Raw genomic sequence first — 16,742 nt, 5'->3', positions numbered from 1 at the left:
TGAAAACGAGGAGACCCCAACAAGTCCGGGCAGTTGGCACACCGGCTGATGTACGTCGATCTGGTGATCCTGGATGAACTGGGCTACCTGCCGTTCACGCAGTCGGGCGGTGCGATGCTGTTCCACCTGCTCTCCAAGCTCTACGAGCGAACGAGCGTGGTGATCACCACCAACCTCACCTTCTCGGAATGGAGCAGCGTCTTCGGCGACGCCAAGATGACAACCGCCTTGCTCGACCGCCTCACGCACCACTGCCACATCGTGGAGACAGGCAATGAGAGCTGGCGATTCAAGCACTCCAGTGCCGCTGGCGCGGCACCGTCCAAGCCACGTGCAAAAGCTCAGAAAGGAGATCGAAAAGCAGCAGACCCGATAGACTTATCCACAACCGAGTAGCCAGAACATCCATCAACCCAGTGGCTCAGTATTCGACGTGATCACTGGCTCAGTTGTGCTGATGAATCAACAGGCACGTATCGTTTTTCCTAACAGCGCACCCGTCCTTGATGGACGGCTCCGAAGATACATCTCAAACAGTCCACAAACCGTCTACTAAAGCCATTTGAACCAGCGAAAGACCGCTACCAACCCAACACTCATTAGTAAGCAAAGACCTACCAACACCCAGAAGCCATTGGTGGCATCTGCGAACGGCAGTCCCAGAAGATTGGCGCCAAACAGGCCAGTGACAAAGTTCAAGGGCAAGAAGATTGTGGATACCACGGCAAAAACATAAGAGCTTTGATTCAGCTGTCGCTCCTGAATGCGGTTTGCCTGGTCACTGAGGATATCGATACGGTCACGCAAATTCTCCAGCGTTTCGAGCAACCGCAACAGCTGGTTCAGGTGCTCCTCCAGTCGGCCTCGGTGATTTATATTCAGCGGCGGGACGACGAGAGTTGTCAACGTTTGAAGAACGGCTCGCTGGGGGCCAAGATGACGAAGAAAGCCAGAGATCGCGGTCTGGGTATTGGCCATGCTCGGGCATGCCGCTTCCGTCTGGTGCTGAACCAGAAGGCCGCCGATCAGATCCACCCCATCCTCCAGCATCTCGACCTGCTCGGAAACTTCCGCGAGGTGCTCTTCGATGAGATCGCAAAGGAAGTCACCTGGCGTTGCAGGGCCGCGCCCCTGAGAGATGTCTTCTGCAAGTTCGAGGATGGGATCCACATCCTCCTCGCGGGTCGTGATAACCCGACGCTCATCAATCCAGATTCGCATGGACACCATGTCCTCTGGATGCCCCACTCCATCAGCTCTCAGATGCATCGCTTTGAGCAGAACCATCACACCCTGCCCGTGGACGCGCAACCGCGACCGGGTATCTTCAGAGACCATCGCTGCGGCGATCAGCTTGTCCAGGCCGGTCGCGCTCGAGAGAAAACCTTCCGTCTCGCGGTGGTGGATGCACATGTGCAACCACGACGCACCGCCGGTCATCTGGAGAAGATGGAGGAACCCAGGCGTACGCTCTGCTTCGATCATGGCTCTCAGCCCACGGTGGATTCAACGTCAAGGTTAACGGTATCTCCAACCCGTAGCACGCCACCTACGACGATCCGTGCCGTGGCGCCCCCGTGACCACGCAGCGCGGCGTAACCGCCTTCACCGAGCTCGTCCTCCATGCGTGAACAAGGAGGACATGGCCCCGTGATTTCAATGCGGACCGAACCGCCAATTCGCCAGACAAAGCGCTCTTCCCGGAAAGGTGAATGCATCGCGGCGATGTTGATCCCCGAGATCACGAGGTTGCGCCGCAAACGCTCCGGGGCAATTGGGGCTTGCCCCGTCCAGACCCCGAGCAAGCTGAGGTGCTCAGCCTGGATCAGACTCAGCTCGCGATGGCGTTGCGCATCCGACTGACGAAGCCGCAGGGAGCGGTGATCGCCAATCAGCCCGAGACCCGGTTCGGCCCTGGCCTCCTGCACGGACACAGCGTCCTTGAGGCGATCCGGGCGCAGAACGATGGCACCAAGTCGACCTGTGCCATGAAAGCGCCGGACCAAGTCGCGCAGCGTGCCGCCCATCGTTCAGACTCGAATGAGGTGCATCACAAGACTTCCTCTATGTGCAGTTCGCGTTGCCGGAAGCTGACAACATCACCGGCTCGGGCATCTGCGATCGCTGCGTAGATGGGCGCCTGGGTGGAAATTCCCATGTAGGTGTTGCCGTCGCACTGGAAGGCATCGCTAGCAACCGCAATCACGAACCAACGCCCGTCGATGCGAACCACGGCGCCTGTCTCCACCGAATCCCGGGGACCGAAATCGATCTGACGTAAGACTTCCAGGGCCTCCTGATGATCGTGAATGGGGCATTCGAACGCCTGCGCCAGAGCGGCATTGTTGACGGCCCGCGACGCCGCATCGCTTTCACTGGGTTCATCTCCGCGGCCCGCCGCACCGACCAGGTATTGCGCATAGGTCTGTTCAGCAAACCGCAGGCGCCCTTCGGCAAGGTCCAGCATGGTCTGGCGCAGATGGGTCTTGTTGCTCATTAGGACTCCTTTTTCAGGTCGACGTTTGTTGCGTTGGGGTGAACGGTAGCCGGTGCCAGACGGTGATGGCGTACCAGCCTCGGGGGTCGGTCAGGGTGCAGGTGTTGTCAAACCCGCTTCGGCGTGCGAGGTGTTCGATTGAAGCCAGGGAGTATTTCTGGGATTGCTCTGTATAGATGGTCTCCCCGGCATGGAATACAAACCCTCGGTCAAGGGTTCTGCTGTGGACCACCTGGTCAACTTGGCTCACCAGAAAGCTTCTGGCCACGTGTTCCAGCGGACAGTAGCTGGCGTAGTGCCGAAATTTCGTCAGATCGAAGTCCATGCCCAACTCGCGATTCAACCGCGTCAGCAGATTCAAATTGAACGCAGCGGTCACGCCCTGTGAATCGTCGTATGCTGCGCGCAACATGGCCGGGTCCTTGACCAGATCCAGACCAAGCAGCACAAGGTCACCCGGGCGCAAATGCGAATGCACCCGCTGCAGCAGCTTGACGGCACCGTGTTCGTCGAGGTTGCCCAGATTGCTGCCCAGCAACATTGCAACCTGGCGTCGCCCTTCGGCAATCTGAGGCCAATGCTCGAAATAGTCTCCCAGCACCGGTTCGATGGCCATGCGGGGGAGGTACGTGTCAAAGCGGCGGCTCAGATCCGCTAGGGCGTGTGCGGACACATCCATAGGCCTGTAGATGCAATCCACTTCACGTTGCGCCAGTGCCTGGCACAGCGACAGCGTTTTGGCCCCGTCGCCGCTGCCCAGTTCAATCAGATCGATCGGGCTGCACCGAGGATCTATCCACCGGGAAAGCTCATCCGCGCGTGAGCGCAGCAGCTCGTGCTCAAGGCGTGTGAGGTAGTACTCGGGCAGCGCCATGATCTGCTGAAACAGGCGCGAGCCCTCATCGTCGTAGAATCAAGCGGATGAGAGCGCCTTCTGTGGTCGCGTCAACCCTTGCAGAACATGCTCCGTCAGTCTGTCCCGATCAGTCATGCGGACTCCCGCGAGCGAACAGGACGGATGCCCGTGAACTGCCAACGCAACGGAGCGTGAAAGAAGTTCCGGTATGTCAAACGGGCGTGGCCCGGCGATGTGGCCCAGGACGCTCCGCGCAAGACCTGCTGGTTCACCATGAACTTCCCGTTGTATTCGCCCACTGCGCCCTCGCTGCGGGCAAAACCGGGATAGGGCTGATAGGCACTGCGCGTCCATTCCCATCGACGCCCCCAGTCGAACCGGCTTGCCGCTGCTTCCCACTCGAACTCGGTGGGCAATCGCCACCCCGCCCAATCGCAGAAAGCGTGTGCCTCGTAGTAACTGACATGCGTGACTGGTGCCTGACTGGTCAGCGGCATCACCCCCTGGAGCGTGTAATGACCCCATCCGTCAGGCTGGTTAGGGTCGGGCTGCCAGTACATCGGCGCACGGAATTTAAGCGTTTGCACCCAGTCCCAGCCTTCCGCATGCCAGAGCGAATGGCGCTGATATCCTCCGTCGCGCATGAACTGAAGGTATTCATCATTGGTGACTAGCGCCACACGGATGTCTACTCCTTGAATGAGCGCCAAATGCGATGGCGACTCGTTGTCGAAGGCGAACCCTGGCCCCTGGTGGCCCATGCGAATCGTCTGCCCTTCGACGCTAAGCCAATCGTCCAGTGGTGGGCAGGTTCCATCATGTTCGGCCGTCACATCTTGGGGACCGATGCCCAGAGGGTCATACGCCGGATGCAATGGGTTGTGGCCCAGGATGTACTTGATGTCTGTGATCAGCAACTCCTGATGCTGTTGTTCATGCTGCATGCCCAGCTCTACCAAGGCCGCGACCGCGGGCTCCAGTGGTTCCTTCAGCATACGGCGCATGGACTCGTCCACATGCGCGCGATACGCCATCACCTCAGCCACCGTCGGGCGACTCAAGCTCCCTCGCTGCGGGCGTGCCAGGTGAGCGCCCTCCGATTCGTAGTAGCTGTTGAACAGGTAGCCATACAGAGGATGGAACAGTCGATAGTCCGGCTGTTGTTTCGCGAGGACAAAAGTCTCGAAGAACCACGTGGTGTGGGCCAAGTGCCACTTCGGCGGACTGACGTCGGAAACCGGTTGGGGAACATGGTCCTCGGCACTCAGAGGGGCACACAGACGTTCGCTGCGCGAACGGACAGAGACGTATCGGGTTAGGCGGATGTCTTCAGGTGTCACGGCAGATGAGAAAAAAGAGAGTCAACTTCCGAAGCGCTCGGTGCGGATGGAGACCTCGGGCACATTTAGCCCGGTGACCATATGAACGATGGACTCGACAAAGTCATTACGCCCGCAGATGAAAACCTGCGCAGATTCGGTCGCCACATCACCCAATTGCTGCAATGCCCAAGCAACATCGGCTCCATCAATGCGGCCAACGTGGTCCTGTGCGCGCGGGGCACAGGTATCCCGCGAGAGCGCCAGTCGGCTGCGAAACCGCGGCGTAAACGCTTCCCATCGCTGCAGGGTGGGCCAGAGCAACACTTCGTCAAGATGGCGTGCGGCAACCAACAGCGTTGTATGCGCTTGGCTGTATGCACCCACGCGTTGCGCTGCCATGGACAAAAGGGGAACGACGCCAGATCCTCCCCCAATCAGCAAGGCTGGTCGTGTGTTCGACTCGTCAAGCACAAAATGACCTCCAACCGGTCCGAGGACTTCAATCGTTTCGCCGTGCTGGGCCTTGTCGTGAAACCAGGTGGATACTTCGCCATCGTCCAAACGCTCAATGCCAAGCTCATAGAGCCCGGTACGTTGAGGAGGTGAGAGGAGTGAATAGCTCCGTTGTGCCTGATAGCCGTCTTCCGCTGTCAGTCGGACATCCAAATGCTGGCCCGGCCTCGGGCGAACCCATCTGTCAGGACGCAGCACCACCCGCATGACGCGTGGAGTCAGTGCCTGCAACGCATCGATGCGTGCGGTCTGCCAGCTCAGCCGGTGTTGACCAACAGCCTCATCCATAGCGCTCTTCCTTGAAAGGGTCGCCTCGCATGTGATAGCCCCGCAGTTCCCAGAACCCGGCCTCGTCGCGCTCGTTGAACTGCAGCGCATTGACCCACTTGGCCGACTTCCAGAAGTAGAGATGCGGCACCAACAGGCGTGCCGGTCCCCCGTGCTCGGGCGCGAGCGGTCGGTCGTCGTAGTGCGTTGCGATCATTGCGCGCCCTTGTGTCAGATCGGCCAACGGCACGTTGGTGGAGTAGCCGTCCTGAGAATGCGCCAACACCCAAGGCGTGGGCGCTTCCAGTCCGGCCGCCTGCAACAAGGTGTCCAACGTCACACCGCGCCAGCGGGTGTCGAATTTCGACCAGGTGGTAACGCAATGGATATCGACCACCTGCTCGGTCTGGGGCAGGGCCTGGAATTCGCTCCAGGTCCAAACGCGAACCGGCCGCACACCGACCTTCAAGGTCAAGCGCCAATCGCCAAGCGCCAAGGCTTTTGGGGTGGGGCCCGCAGTCAGCACGGGAAAACCTTCCGTCAGGGACTGTCCTGGCGGAAGTCGACCGCCGTGGTTGTGGACATCGCGATTGCGGCCGCTGAATGAGCGGTTGATGGGCATGGTGTGGGTCCTCCGGCTCACCCAGAACTTGCGGTCAAGGGCTTGCGTCGATCAATGATGGTGGGCAGGAACTCGGTGACCGTCGGGTGAACGGGCAATGCATCCCGGACCAACTTCCAGGTGCCGCCACTGGCCATCACCAGACCGATCGCCTGAATGATCTCGTCCGACTGGATCCCGAGCATGGTCGCTCCGAGGAAATGACCACTGTCCTCATCGATGAGGAGCTTGATCTTGCCCACGGTTTCGCCTTCTTCCTTCGCGCGACTGACGTCCTTCATGGCGTGAACCGCCTGGGAAATGCGTCGCCCTTCGGTCACGAGTTTTCGCGCGTCGGCCTCATAAAGACCGACGTGGGCCAGCGGAGGATCGGTAAACATGGCATAAATGCCGACGCGCGCGGCGGCGCTGCGTTGCCCTCCGGCCAGGTTCTCCGCCACGATGTCCTGATCGTGGTAGCTGGTGTGGGTAAAGGCCCCGCGCTGATTGATGTCACCCAGCGCCCAGATGCCGGGAACCGCGGTTTCGAGCCGGTCGTTGGTGACCAGGTAGCCTCGCGCACTGACCTCCAGGCCCACCGTTTCCAGGCCCAGACAGTCGGTGTTCGGTATTCGCCCGGTGGCCACCAGCAGGTGGCTGCCATCCACGCTGCGGCCACCAGCCAACTGCACCCGCACGCCAGCGTCGTTGTCCGCCTTGCCGACCCGCTCAATGCGCACGCCGGTGTTCACTTCGATGCCTTCCGCTGTCAGCATTCCGGTCACAGCGGCTGCAATGTCCTCGTCCTCGCGGGCCGTGAGGCGGGGCCCTGTTTCCAGAATGGCAACCTCACTTCCCAGCCGCCGAAAGATCTGAGCCATCTCCAGGCTGATGTATCCACCGCCGATGATCACCAGCCTGGACGGTAATTCACGCAGCGCCAACAGCCGTTCGTTGTCCAGGAACGGCAGCTCGTCCAGCCCAGGCACCGGCGGAACAAAGGGACGTGTGCCGGTGTTCAGCACCACCTTGGGCGCCACCAGCTGATGCTCGCCGGCCAGCACCACGAACTGTTCGCCTTCACGGCCCGCCAGGCGACCGCGCGCCTTGATGATGGTGAGTCCTTCCAACTGGCCCAGCCAGGCCTGCAGGCCAGAGCGAGCCTCCTCCACCCGGCGTTGCATGCGCTCCATCGCTGCCCTGAAGTTGACCTGGACCGACCCGGTTTGCACACCGAATTCGCTGGCCCGGCGCGCCATGTGAGCCACACGAGCCGACTTGCGTAGGGTCTTGGTTGGGGTGCAGCCCCGATTGACACAGGTACCACCCAGGTCACGCTCCTCGATGAGCGCCACCTTCATACCCCGGGCAACGAGTGTCGCGCCCAGAAAGGGACCGGCCTGACCGGCTCCGATCACGATCGCGTCGAACCTCTGTTCCCCGCTCATGGCCGCACCTCGACACCGCGCCAGAACGCCACCCTGCCGGTCACCGCCTCCGCACCAGCCTTGGGCGACGGGTAGTACCACGCCGCGTCAGCGTTCACGTCTTCGCCGACCACGACGTCGTAGTAGCTGGCCCGCCCCTTCCATGGACAGGTGGTGTGCGTATCGCTTGGTTTGAAATGTTCCGGGCGCAACGCGTCGTGTGGGAAATAGGCGTTGCCTTCAACTTCCACGATGTCATCGCTCTCAGCGATGGTGGTGCCTTTCCAGATGGCTCTCATGCTCCGTCTCCTTCGTTTGTGTGTGGTTGGGATCAGTCCCGAATCAGTGTGGTGGTGATCACCGGATGGTTCTCCAGCGTTCGATGCACGGGGCAACGATCGGCGATGCGCAACAGGTCCTGTCGCTGGCTTTCACTCAACGGTCCGCTCAGCAGGAGCTGCCGCGTGACGTGGTCAACCTGTCCCGAGCGATCCCCGCACTCCTGGCAATCGGTCGCGTGCGCGCGCTCATGACGCAACCTGACCTGGACATCCTTGAGCGCATAGCCTTTTCGCTTGGCGTACTGGCGCAATGTCATGGACGTGCAGGCGCCCAGCGACATCAGCAGAAGTTCATAAGGATCGGGCCCGCGTTCGCCACCACCCACTTCCTTGGGCTCATCGGCGTCGAGGTGGTGCGGACCTGCTCGCATCGATCGCCAGAAGGCGTGATCGTGCTCCCCCACCCACACCTCGCCCGCACGAAGGTCCGACGGCGCATCGTTTCGCTCGGCTCGCATCGGCAGAAACCGCGAGGCCCAGGCGCCAATCAGGTCAGCCGCATACTGCGCATCGGCCGGGCGCGTGAGCAGATGGTCCGCATCGTCCAGGCTGATGAAACTCTTAGGATGTCTGGCCGCCTTGAACAGGTCCTGTGCCTCGCCGATGTCCACCACCGCGTCACTTGGCGCGTGCATAACCAGCAAGGCCGCGCGAAGCCCCTTGACCGGGTTCTCGTGGGCTTGGGCCTGGAGCTCTTCAATGAAGGCCGGCGCGATCCTGAACGCCCGGCCGCCCAGGTCGACCTGGATCTGCCCATCCTCTTCGGACTTGGTCGGACCGAAGTGACGAAGCACATGGTCGGCCGTCGCGGGTGCGCCCAGCGTGCAAACCGCCCGTATGCCGTCGAGGCGGGCAGCCGCCGCGATGGCCGCCGTCCCCCCCAGGCTGTGTCCGACCAACAGTGCAGGCATGCCGATCGTGCTCTGCATCCAGTGCACCGCCGCCACAATGTCCGCCACGCTGGACGAAAAGCCACCGCGCCCGAAGTCGCCTTCGCTCTCGCCCAGACCGGTGAAATCAAAGCGCAGCGTGGCGATGCCCTGCTGAGCCAGCGCCCGGCTGATGCGGGTCGCGGCGAGAGAGTTCTTTCCGCAGGTAAAGCAGTGGGCAAACACCGCCAGGGCTTGTAACGGTGCATGGTCCGGGCGTTCCAAGACACCCACCAGCAGACCCTGGCTGCTGCCAGCGAAGCCTACCTTTTCGCTGCTCATGCTTTCTCCAGTGCCAGGGCGTTGATGCAGTAGCGCAGACCGCTGGGCTTGGGTCCGTCGGGAAACACGTGACCCAGGTGGGCGTCGCAGACGTTGCACGTCGTCTCCACCCGCACCATGCCGTGGCTGTTGTCTCCGTGATAGCCCACCAGACCCGGGGCAATGGCCTGCGTGAAGCTGGGCCAGCCGCTGCGGCTGTCATATTTGGTCGACGCATCGAATAGTTCAGTGCCGCAGCACACGCACCGGTAGATCCCGGGCGAAAACAGCGTACACATCGAGGAGCTGTGCGCCCGTTCGGTGCCCTTGAGCCGCGTGATTCGGAACTGCTCGGGCGTCAGCTGTTGGGCCCACTCGGCTTCGCTGCGCTCAACTCGGCGCGGTGGCGTCGGGTTGCCCGTTTCCACCAGTTGAATCACTCCTTTCCAAGTCAACATGTCGGGCCCAGGCTCCGGTGCCGCCGGTTCGTTTTCCAGCCGCTTGAGAAAGGTGACGAGCTTGTCGGCGTCGATTCGGAAATGGTTGTAGACCACTCTGCCATCGGGATCGATCAGGATGAACCAGGGTGTGCCGCCGTTGCGGTAGCGGCGCATCAGCTCCGAACCCGCGCCGTCCTGTTCGTCACCGGCGTCGTGCCCGAAGGGAATGCCCAGCGCGTAGCGGGAGTGATTGGCCAGCATGCGCTCCCAGGTGTTCGAACCGAAGTCCTCGAACACGGTCTGGACTGCGGCGAACCCGACGAAGTCGCTCCCCCGAAACGCGTCGACCACCCGGGCAAGCGCCGGAAAGCCGGTCGCATGGCACCCCGGGCAGGCGTCCTGAAAACAGAAGATGAGCTTGAACCGGCCGGGCATGCGGTCCAGGTCGAAGTGTTCCAGCGCCTGGCCCGACGCGTCCACCCACCGGGTCACACCCAGGGGAGCGGCCGCTTCGCCAAGGACACCGGGTTCCTGTTTCGTTGTGGTCATGCGAAGTCTCCTTTCAGAAATCGTTGGGTACCCCAATCAGGTGCCGCAGAAGGTGCGGTGGGCTGCGGCCACTTCGGGCGAGGCCGGCAGCGTGAATGGCCGCGCGGACTCCACCGTCTCGTACGGCCGCCCCAGCACCGCCAGCAGGCGCTCGAACGGACCGAGGTCGGCCTCGTCCACGGCACTCGACAGCGCCGCCTCCACCTGGTGATTGCGCGGGATCACGAAGGGATTGACCGACCACGCCGTTGCGGCGCAGTCCTGCAAGGTCCTTCCCTCCCGGGCCATGCGCTGGCGCCAGCGCGCCAGCCAGTCCGAGAGCGCCGGGCGCTCCCGTCCGAACAGGTCGTGCAGTGCGGCATCCGGCCCCGTGATGGCGTCGGACAGGAGGCGGAACGCCAGCGTGAAGTCCACCTTTTCCCGCTGCAGCAGCTGCAGGAAGTCGTCCGCCAGGGCGCGGTCGTCCGGCTCTTCAGCGGCCAAGCCCAGCTTGGCGCGCAGCTGCCCGGTCCAATGCCGGTCAAAGCGCACGGCAAACCCGGCCACCACCTGTTCCACCCGTTCCACGACGTCGATATCGCGGGCGTCCAGAACCGGCAGCAACGCTTCGGCCAGACGGGCCAGGTTCCATTGCGCCATGGCCGGCTGCTGGCCGTAGGCATATCGCCCCTGACGGTCGATCGAGCTGAACACCGTGGCCGGATCGAAACCCTCCATGAACGCACACGGACCATAGTCGATGGTCTCGCCCGAAATGCTCATGTTGTCGGTGTTCATCACCCCGTGGATGAAGCCCACGCCCATCCAGCGTGCAATCAGCTGCGCCTGCCGCTCACAGACGGCCTCCAGCATCGGAATGGGCTTGTCGGAAAGCTTGGCGAGGGCGGGGTCATGCCGCGCCACGGCATAGTCGAGCAGCCGCCGAAGCATCACCTCCTCCTCCCGCGCCGCGAAGAACTCAAAAGTGCCCACCCGCAAGTGGCTGGCCGCCACGCGCACCAAGATCGCCCCGGGGGGCGAGCCCTCGCGGTTCACCCGCTCACCGGTCCGGATCACCGCCAGCGCACGCGTCGTGGGAATGCCCAACGCGTGCATGGCCTCGCCCATGAGGTACTCGCGCAGCGCCGGGCCCAGTGCCGCCTTGCCATCGCCACGGCGCGAAAACGGCGTACGGCCCGACCCCTTGAGGGCCAGGTCCCGACGCTGTCCTGCCGTGTCGATGAGTTCCCCGAGCAGCAAGGCGCGGCCATCCCCCAAGTGTGGCGAGAACTGGCCGAACTGGTGTCCCGCGTAGGCCTGCGCCAGCGGCGCCGCCTCAGCCGGCATTTCCACGCCGGACAGCCACGCCAGACCGGTCGCAGACTTCAGCGTCGCCGGCTCCAGCCCCAGCTCCAGCGCCAGGGCGTCGTTGAACTGCACCCAGGCCGGGGCCGGGGACGGCTCGGGCTTCCAAGGCACATAGAACCCCTGCATGTCCCGGAAGAAGCTGTTGTCAAACGGCAGTCGAAACGCCGGGCCCGTCCCCGGCGTCTTCGGCTCCGACACGGCCTTTGGTGTGGACGCACGCATGACTTCAGGCCGCCTTGAGACCATCGTTCGAAGCGCCGAACGCCCCGATCAGCTGCCGCTCGTCGAGCTCGAAGTCGCTGTAGAGCACCTCGTCCAGCGGATCGATCACCAAAAACCACGGCGTGCCGCGCGTCCCGTAGTCCGCCATGAGCGACGACGCGCGTCCGATCGCAGGGTCGTGTCCGAACGGAATGTTCAAGCCGTAGCGCAACTGCGTCTCGCGCAGGCGCTCGAAGGTGTTGGACTCGGCGCCCTCGAACACGGTCTGCACCGCGGCAAACGCGAAGCCGCGATCGCCCAACGCCTTGATCAGCTTCTGCAGGGTCGGAAAGCCATGGCTGTGGCAGCCCGGACACCAGTGCTGGAAGCAGAAGATCACTTTGAACCCGTCGCCCAGATCGGACAGCTTCAGCGGTGCCATGCTGCGCCCTTCGCCGTCGATCCACCACGGCACCCGCAGCTCGGGCGCCTGTTGAATGCACCGGGATTGCATCACCATCTCCTCAGGAAAAAAACAGACACACCGGGTCGGCCCGCCCACTGGCGCGCCGACCCCCACCGTTCTTGAGCGTTGGCCGTCAGCCGATCTCGCGTCGCGGCAGCTTCCAGCCCGCACGGGGGTAGTGGCAGGTGTAGCCGTTGGGGTGCTTGACCAGGTAGTCCTGATGCTCGGGCTCGGCCTCCCAGAACGGCCCCGCGGGCGCGAGCTCGGTGACCACCTTGCCCGGCCACAAACCCGAGGCATTCACATCGGCAATGGTCTGCTGCGCCGTGGCCAGCTGCTCGTCCGAGGTGTAGAAAATGGCCGACCGGTAGGAACTGCCGCGGTCATTGCCCTGGCGCCCCGGGGTGCTCGGATCGTGGATCTGGAAGAAGAACTCCAGCAGGTCGCGAAAGCTCGTCTGCGTGGGGTCGAACTCCACCTCCAACGCCTCGGCGTGGGTGCCGTGGTTGCGGTAGGTGGCGTTGGGCACATCGCCGCCGCTGTAGCCCACACGGGTGCGCAACACGCCAGGCAGCTTGCGCACCAGGTCCTGCATGCCCCAGAAACAACCGCCGGCCAGGACTGCTTTTTCGCTCGGGTTCATCGTGATCTCCTTCAAAGTTCTGCCTCAAGGCATTGAACCTGAAGTCGGGTCCGTTCGTCAAGCACAACGGCATTCGGCGTCCGCATCACGCCACCGATCGTCCAGAACCAGGGCGCGATGGACCTACGGCTGACTCAGATGCTCCATCTGCCAAGCGCTGGGCGATTGCCCCGAGGCCCGTTGAAACGCTCGCGCGAATGCGGTGGCATTACCGTAGCCCACCTGAGAGGCCACCGCCTTCACTGCCTGCCCTTGCGCGAGTAGGTTGCGGGCAACCGCCATGCGCCAGTGGGTCAAGTAGGTCAACGGCGGTATGCCCACCACCTGGACAAAGCGCAGGGCAAAGGCAGACCGGGACAGGTGCGCCAGCTCCGCCATGCTGTCAAGCGTCCAGTCGTGCTCTGGCGATTCGTGCAGCATGGACAGCACCACACCCAGACGGCTGTCGACCATGGCCTCCAGCACACCGCCGGACAGCAGTTGCCGATCAATCAGGTGACGCACAAGCACCACGAAGGTGTATTGCAGCAGGCGGTCGATCGCTGCCCGATAACCAAAAGCACGTGCCTCGGCCTCCTCGAACAGCAGCTCTACCGGTCGCTGCAGCGATGACGTGGCGGTCAAGTCAATCACCGTGACGTCCGGCAAGATCATGTCCAGCGGCGGCGCCAATTCACTGAGGGTGGCGCACATCAGGTCCACCCCCTGCGGCCCTGAGCCCTGAACCCAGTGCTCCAACGCGCGGGGAAGCAACAGCACGCTGGGCGCCCGCACGTTCAGCGGCGCAAAGCCCTTGCGCGTCAGTTGCAGCTCGCCGCGACTCAGCAGGTGCATCGTCCCCTGCTTGAGGCCGTCAGCCTCGGATCCCTGCGTCAGGGTACAGAGATTTCCCGAGAAAAACATGCGCGCCGTGGGGGTGAACCGTAACAGCTGGTTCAGCAGAGAGGCGTTCGGCAAGGGAGTGCTTTGGTTCAAGCGCGTGACACCTGTTGTGGGTTAGACCTTGATTATCTTGGAGCTTCCGCCTCTCCTTAGAATGACTGCATGCCCCCCCCGTCCCTTTCGTCCAGCATCTCTCGACACCACCAAGCTCCCGCAGAAATTGAGGGCCAGGCGCTCAGGACGTCAAACTTCCTGCGCCAGGTCATTGAAAAAGACCTCGCCACCGGCACCTACGCCCAGCGCCAATGGGGCGGCGGCCCGGGTGATGCCGCCTTCCACGACGCCGGCCAGCCCGACCCGGCCAAGATCCGCACCCGCTTCCCGCCCGAACCCAACGGCTACCTGCACGTGGGCCACGCCAAGAGCATCTGCCTGAACTTCGGCCTGGCGCGCGACTACGGCGGCGTCTGCCACATGCGCTTTGACGACACCAACCCCGAGAAGGAAGAAAAGGAGTACGTGGACTCCATCCTCGACGCGGTGCAGTGGCTGGGTTTCAACTGGGAATCCAACTTCAACGGCAAGCAGGAAAGCCACCTGTACTACGCGTCGAACTACTTCGACTTCATGTACCGCGCGGCCGAATACCTTATCACCGCCGGCCACGCCTATGTGGACGAGCAGACAGCCGAAGACATGCGCATCAACCGCGGCGACTTCGGCAAGCCCGGCGTGGACAGCCCCTTCCGCAGCCGCAGCCCGGAAGAGAACCTGGCCCGCTTCCGCGAGATGCGCGACGGCAAACTGGCCGACGGCGCCGCCGTGCTGCGCGCCAAGATCGACATGGCCTCGCCCAACATCAACCTGCGCGACCCGGCCATCTACCGCATCCGCCGCGCCACGCACCACAACACGGGCGACGCCTGGTGCATCTACCCCATGTACACCTTCGCGCACCCCATCGAGGACGCGCTGGAGCAGATCACCCACAGCATCGCCACGCTGGAATTTGAAGACCAGCGCCCGTTCTACGACTGGTTGCTGGAGCGTTTGTGCGAAGGCGGCCTGCTCAAGGCCCCACCGCCGCGGCAGTACGAATTTGCGCGCCTGAACCTGACCTACGTGATCACCAGCAAGCGCAAGCTGGCGCAGCTGGTGAACGAGAAGAAAGTCAGCGGCTGGGACGACCCGCGCATGCCCACCATCGTCGGCCTGCGCCGCCGCGGCTACACGCCCGAGGCCATCCAGCTGTTTGCCGAACGCATCGGCGTGACCAAGAGCGACTCCTGGATCGACTACAGCACGCTCGACGGCTGCCTGCGCGAAGACCTGGAAAACAAGGCCCACCGCGGCATGGCCGTGCTTGACCCCGTCAAGCTGGTGCTCACCAACTGGGCCGAAGTGTTCGGCTCTGACGGCTACACCGAAGACTGCACCCAGCCCGCCCTGCCCCACAGCACCATTGCCGAAGGCCAGACGCCGCCGCCTGACCGCGTCTTCAAGATCGGCAAGGACGTGTGGATCGAACGCGAAGACTTTGAAGAAGTGCCGCCCAAGGGCTACAAGCGCCTGTTCCCAGGCAACGTGGTGCGCCTCAAAGGCGGCTACGTCATCGAATGCACGGGTTGCGCCAAAGACGCCGAAGGCAAAGTGACCGAAGTGCACGCCAAGGTCATCCCCGGCACCAAGAGCGGCACCCCCGGCGCCGACAGCGTCAAGGCCAAAGCCGCCATCACCTGGGTGGGCAACGCCGACGGGGTGAGCGCCGAAGTGCGCCTGTACGACCGCCTGTTCACCGACCCGCAACCCGACGCGGGCGGCAAGAACTTCCTGGACGCGCTGAACCCCGACAGCCTGAAGGTGGTGACGGCGGTTGTGGAGCCTTCACTGGCTGCAGCGAAGCCAGACCAGAAATTCCAGTTTGAGCGCCACGGCTACTTCGTGGCCGACCGTGCGGACCACGGGGTGGGCGGGAAAGTGGTGTTCAACCGGGTGACGGGGTTGAAGGATCGTTGGAATTGATCGCTATTCCCACTCTGTGCTTGCTTAATGCCTCGTACAAATCGTCTTTGTTGAAGACATCGCCTTGCACCACTTCACTCTCAGAATCTGGGGGTAGCTATCTACTCCGTTTTGGCGAGTAGGTGAACAGATCCGGAACAACGCGCGGTTGACACGGCCACATAGGAGTTGCGGAGCGTTTGCCCGGTAAACCTGTCTTGAATCGTCCCGAGGAGATTCGAACGCGCTGCCTAAAGCAACCACGCAAGCAACGTGAGCCGTTTTTCGACACCGACGAATCTGTGCATGCGCTGGTTATGGTCGAAAAGTGAGGCGCTCTACCAAATCGCAAAAACGGCAGGAAGTACATGGGTGTGTGGCATACCTCCCCCGACAACAGGGCGCACGCTTTACGACAAGTTGATGCGGTGTCTGGGCGAGATTGCCCATACGCACGATACCGACTGAAGTACCCGCCACCAACTTCGGCGACTAGGATGGCCATAATGAGCCAAATCCAACGGGGTCTACGGTTCCAGCAATTGCACACTGCCGAGGCCATCTTTCTGATGCCCAACGCTTGGGACGTTGGTAGTGCGCTGATGCTCGCGTCCTGCGGCTTTCCCGCTATCGCCACTACGAGTGCAGGCGTGGCTTTCTCGCTGGGATTCCCTGATCAAGAAGCTGCTGTGAGCAGGGAGACCATGCTGGATCGCGTGGGGTCCATTGCTGCGGCAAGTCCACTTCCTGTCTCCGCCGATCTCCAGTCGGGCTACGGTGCGAGCCCTGAAGAGGTTGGAGAAACCATCGCGGCTGCGATTCGTGCTGGTGTGGTGGGCGCGAACATCGAGGACTACAGCGGCAATCCTGCGCAAGCCCTGTTCGACAGAGAGCACGCTGTCGCGCGCGTTCGGGCAGCAAGACGCGCCGCGGACGCGTCGGGAGTTCCTTTTGTTCTGACGGCCCGATCCGATGTCTACCTGACTGGTGCGAGCAATGTTTTTGCAGAGGCCGTCGAGCGATGCAATGCGTACCGAGAGGCGGGTGCGGATTGCCTCTTTGTGCCGGGGGCTTCCGACCCCAAGACCATCGAAGCGCTCGTCCGGGAGATCAATGCCCCCCTCACCGTGGTCATGGGCCTGACAGGTTCACCTCTCACCGTGCCCCAACTCGGATCTTTGGGGTCTCCTCGTTTTCAG

16 protein-coding genes and 2 pseudogenes are annotated in these 16,742 nt (G+C 62.6%); 3 read left to right on the top strand and 15 right to left on the bottom strand.

Annotated elements, in window-relative coordinates:
- Positions 1-21: 21 nt before the first annotated feature.
- Positions 22-396, top strand: a pseudogene (locus tag PY990_RS15520) (ATP-binding protein); the annotation flags it as partial.
- Between the two features lie 156 nt (positions 397-552).
- Here the strand turns inward: PY990_RS15520 and PY990_RS15515 are convergent.
- The 15 genes and pseudogenes from PY990_RS15515 to PY990_RS15445 form a co-directional block, all read right to left on the bottom strand.
- On the bottom strand, positions 553-1,485 hold the full coding sequence (locus tag PY990_RS15515; protein ID WP_042797683.1) for a CorA family divalent cation transporter: 933 nt from the start codon (positions 1,483-1,485) through the stop codon (positions 553-555).
- A 5-nt stretch (positions 1,486-1,490) separates the two neighbouring features.
- Complete coding sequence (locus tag PY990_RS15510) at positions 1,491-2,027, bottom strand: MOSC domain-containing protein (RefSeq protein WP_034054001.1); 537 nt, start codon at positions 2,025-2,027, stop codon at positions 1,491-1,493.
- A 23-nt stretch (positions 2,028-2,050) separates the two neighbouring features.
- Positions 2,051-2,497 (bottom strand): hypothetical protein, encoded by a 447-nt coding sequence (locus PY990_RS15505; protein WP_008647292.1) that lies wholly within the window; start codon positions 2,495-2,497, stop codon positions 2,051-2,053.
- 13 nt (positions 2,498-2,510) lie between these two features.
- Positions 2,511-3,398: pseudogene (locus PY990_RS15500) on the bottom strand (L-histidine N(alpha)-methyltransferase); the annotation flags it as partial.
- Between the two features lie 86 nt (positions 3,399-3,484).
- On the bottom strand, positions 3,485-4,693 hold the full coding sequence (egtB, locus tag PY990_RS15495; protein WP_197022694.1) for an ergothioneine biosynthesis protein EgtB: 1,209 nt from the start codon (positions 4,691-4,693) through the stop codon (positions 3,485-3,487).
- 21 nt (positions 4,694-4,714) lie between these two features.
- Positions 4,715-5,476 (bottom strand): FAD-binding oxidoreductase, encoded by a 762-nt coding sequence (locus PY990_RS15490; RefSeq protein ID WP_042797684.1) that lies wholly within the window; start codon positions 5,474-5,476, stop codon positions 4,715-4,717.
- On the bottom strand, positions 5,469-6,077 hold the full coding sequence (locus PY990_RS15485; RefSeq protein WP_008647302.1) for a sulfite oxidase-like oxidoreductase: 609 nt from the start codon (positions 6,075-6,077) through the stop codon (positions 5,469-5,471). The genes PY990_RS15490 and PY990_RS15485 overlap by 8 nt, the downstream gene beginning before the upstream one ends.
- A 17-nt stretch (positions 6,078-6,094) precedes the next feature.
- Positions 6,095-7,504 (bottom strand): mercuric reductase, encoded by a 1,410-nt coding sequence (locus PY990_RS15480; RefSeq protein WP_034053982.1) that lies wholly within the window; start codon positions 7,502-7,504, stop codon positions 6,095-6,097.
- Positions 7,501-7,782 carry a DUF427 domain-containing protein gene (locus PY990_RS15475; protein ID WP_034053981.1) on the bottom strand — a complete coding sequence of 94 codons (282 nt, stop codon included), beginning with the start codon at positions 7,780-7,782 and terminating at the stop codon, positions 7,501-7,503. The genes PY990_RS15480 and PY990_RS15475 overlap by 4 nt, the downstream gene beginning before the upstream one ends.
- 32 nt (positions 7,783-7,814) lie before the next feature.
- Positions 7,815-9,035: a bifunctional alpha/beta hydrolase/OsmC family protein gene (locus PY990_RS15470; RefSeq protein WP_008647313.1), complete on the bottom strand. Its 1,221-nt coding sequence runs from the start codon at positions 9,033-9,035 to the stop codon at positions 7,815-7,817.
- A complete protein-coding gene (gene msrB, locus PY990_RS15465; RefSeq protein WP_034054008.1) occupies positions 9,032-9,472 on the bottom strand; it encodes a peptide-methionine (R)-S-oxide reductase MsrB in 441 nt (146 codons plus the stop codon). The genes PY990_RS15470 and msrB overlap by 4 nt, the downstream gene beginning before the upstream one ends.
- A 567-nt stretch (positions 9,473-10,039) precedes the next feature.
- The gene (locus PY990_RS15460; RefSeq protein ID WP_074423286.1) at positions 10,040-11,572 is read right to left on the bottom strand and encodes a protein adenylyltransferase SelO; all 1,533 of its coding nucleotides are present in this window, start codon (positions 11,570-11,572) and stop codon (positions 10,040-10,042) included.
- 4 nt (positions 11,573-11,576) lie between these two features.
- Positions 11,577-12,065, bottom strand: a complete 489-nt coding sequence (locus PY990_RS15455) for a peroxiredoxin family protein (RefSeq protein WP_034053978.1) — start codon at positions 12,063-12,065, stop codon at positions 11,577-11,579.
- An 85-nt stretch (positions 12,066-12,150) separates the two neighbouring features.
- A complete protein-coding gene (gene msrA, locus PY990_RS15450; protein ID WP_008652077.1) occupies positions 12,151-12,660 on the bottom strand; it encodes a peptide-methionine (S)-S-oxide reductase MsrA in 510 nt (169 codons plus the stop codon).
- A 123-nt stretch (positions 12,661-12,783) separates the two neighbouring features.
- A complete protein-coding gene (locus PY990_RS15445; protein ID WP_052157284.1) occupies positions 12,784-13,635 on the bottom strand; it encodes an AraC family transcriptional regulator in 852 nt (283 codons plus the stop codon).
- Between the two features lie 69 nt (positions 13,636-13,704).
- Between PY990_RS15445 and PY990_RS15440 the strand changes: the two genes are divergently transcribed.
- Together PY990_RS15440 and PY990_RS15435 are read left to right on the top strand one after the other, a co-directional pair.
- Complete coding sequence (locus PY990_RS15440) at positions 13,705-15,564, top strand: glutamine--tRNA ligase/YqeY domain fusion protein (RefSeq protein ID WP_197970338.1); 1,860 nt, start codon at positions 13,705-13,707, stop codon at positions 15,562-15,564.
- A gap of 485 nt (positions 15,565-16,049) precedes the next feature.
- The coding region (locus tag PY990_RS15435) for an isocitrate lyase/PEP mutase family protein (RefSeq protein WP_275272374.1) at positions 16,050-16,742 on the top strand (693 nt) is incomplete at its 3' end.

The organism is Limnobacter olei (genome assembly GCF_029087225.1).
Lineage (GTDB): Bacteria > Pseudomonadota > Gammaproteobacteria > Burkholderiales > Burkholderiaceae_B > Limnobacter > Limnobacter olei.
Note: the sequence above shows the minus strand (reverse complement) of the source record. Positions and strands in the feature narration are given on the sequence as shown.

Coding starts and splice junctions, on each gene's coding strand:
- PY990_RS15440 (WP_197970338.1), top strand. CDS start 13,705: ATGCCCCCCCCGTCCCTTTCGTCCAGCATCTCTCGACACCACCAAGCT.
- PY990_RS15510 (WP_034054001.1), bottom strand. CDS start 2,027: ATGGGCGGCACGCTGCGCGACTTGGTCCGGCGCTTTCATGGCACAGGT.
- msrA (WP_008652077.1), bottom strand. CDS start 12,660: ATGAACCCGAGCGAAAAAGCAGTCCTGGCCGGCGGTTGTTTCTGGGGC.
- PY990_RS15480 (WP_034053982.1), bottom strand. CDS start 7,504: ATGAGCGGGGAACAGAGGTTCGACGCGATCGTGATCGGAGCCGGTCAG.
- PY990_RS15490 (WP_042797684.1), bottom strand. CDS start 5,476: ATGGATGAGGCTGTTGGTCAACACCGGCTGAGCTGGCAGACCGCACGC.
- PY990_RS15485 (WP_008647302.1), bottom strand. CDS start 6,077: ATGCCCATCAACCGCTCATTCAGCGGCCGCAATCGCGATGTCCACAAC.
- PY990_RS15470 (WP_008647313.1), bottom strand. CDS start 9,035: ATGAGCAGCGAAAAGGTAGGCTTCGCTGGCAGCAGCCAGGGTCTGCTG.
- PY990_RS15475 (WP_034053981.1), bottom strand. CDS start 7,782: ATGAGAGCCATCTGGAAAGGCACCACCATCGCTGAGAGCGATGACATC.
- PY990_RS15515 (WP_042797683.1), bottom strand. CDS start 1,485: ATGATCGAAGCAGAGCGTACGCCTGGGTTCCTCCATCTTCTCCAGATG.
- msrB (WP_034054008.1), bottom strand. CDS start 9,472: ATGTTGACTTGGAAAGGAGTGATTCAACTGGTGGAAACGGGCAACCCG.
- PY990_RS15505 (WP_008647292.1), bottom strand. CDS start 2,497: ATGAGCAACAAGACCCATCTGCGCCAGACCATGCTGGACCTTGCCGAA.
- PY990_RS15460 (WP_074423286.1), bottom strand. CDS start 11,572: ATGCGTGCGTCCACACCAAAGGCCGTGTCGGAGCCGAAGACGCCGGGG.
- PY990_RS15455 (WP_034053978.1), bottom strand. CDS start 12,065: ATGCAATCCCGGTGCATTCAACAGGCGCCCGAGCTGCGGGTGCCGTGG.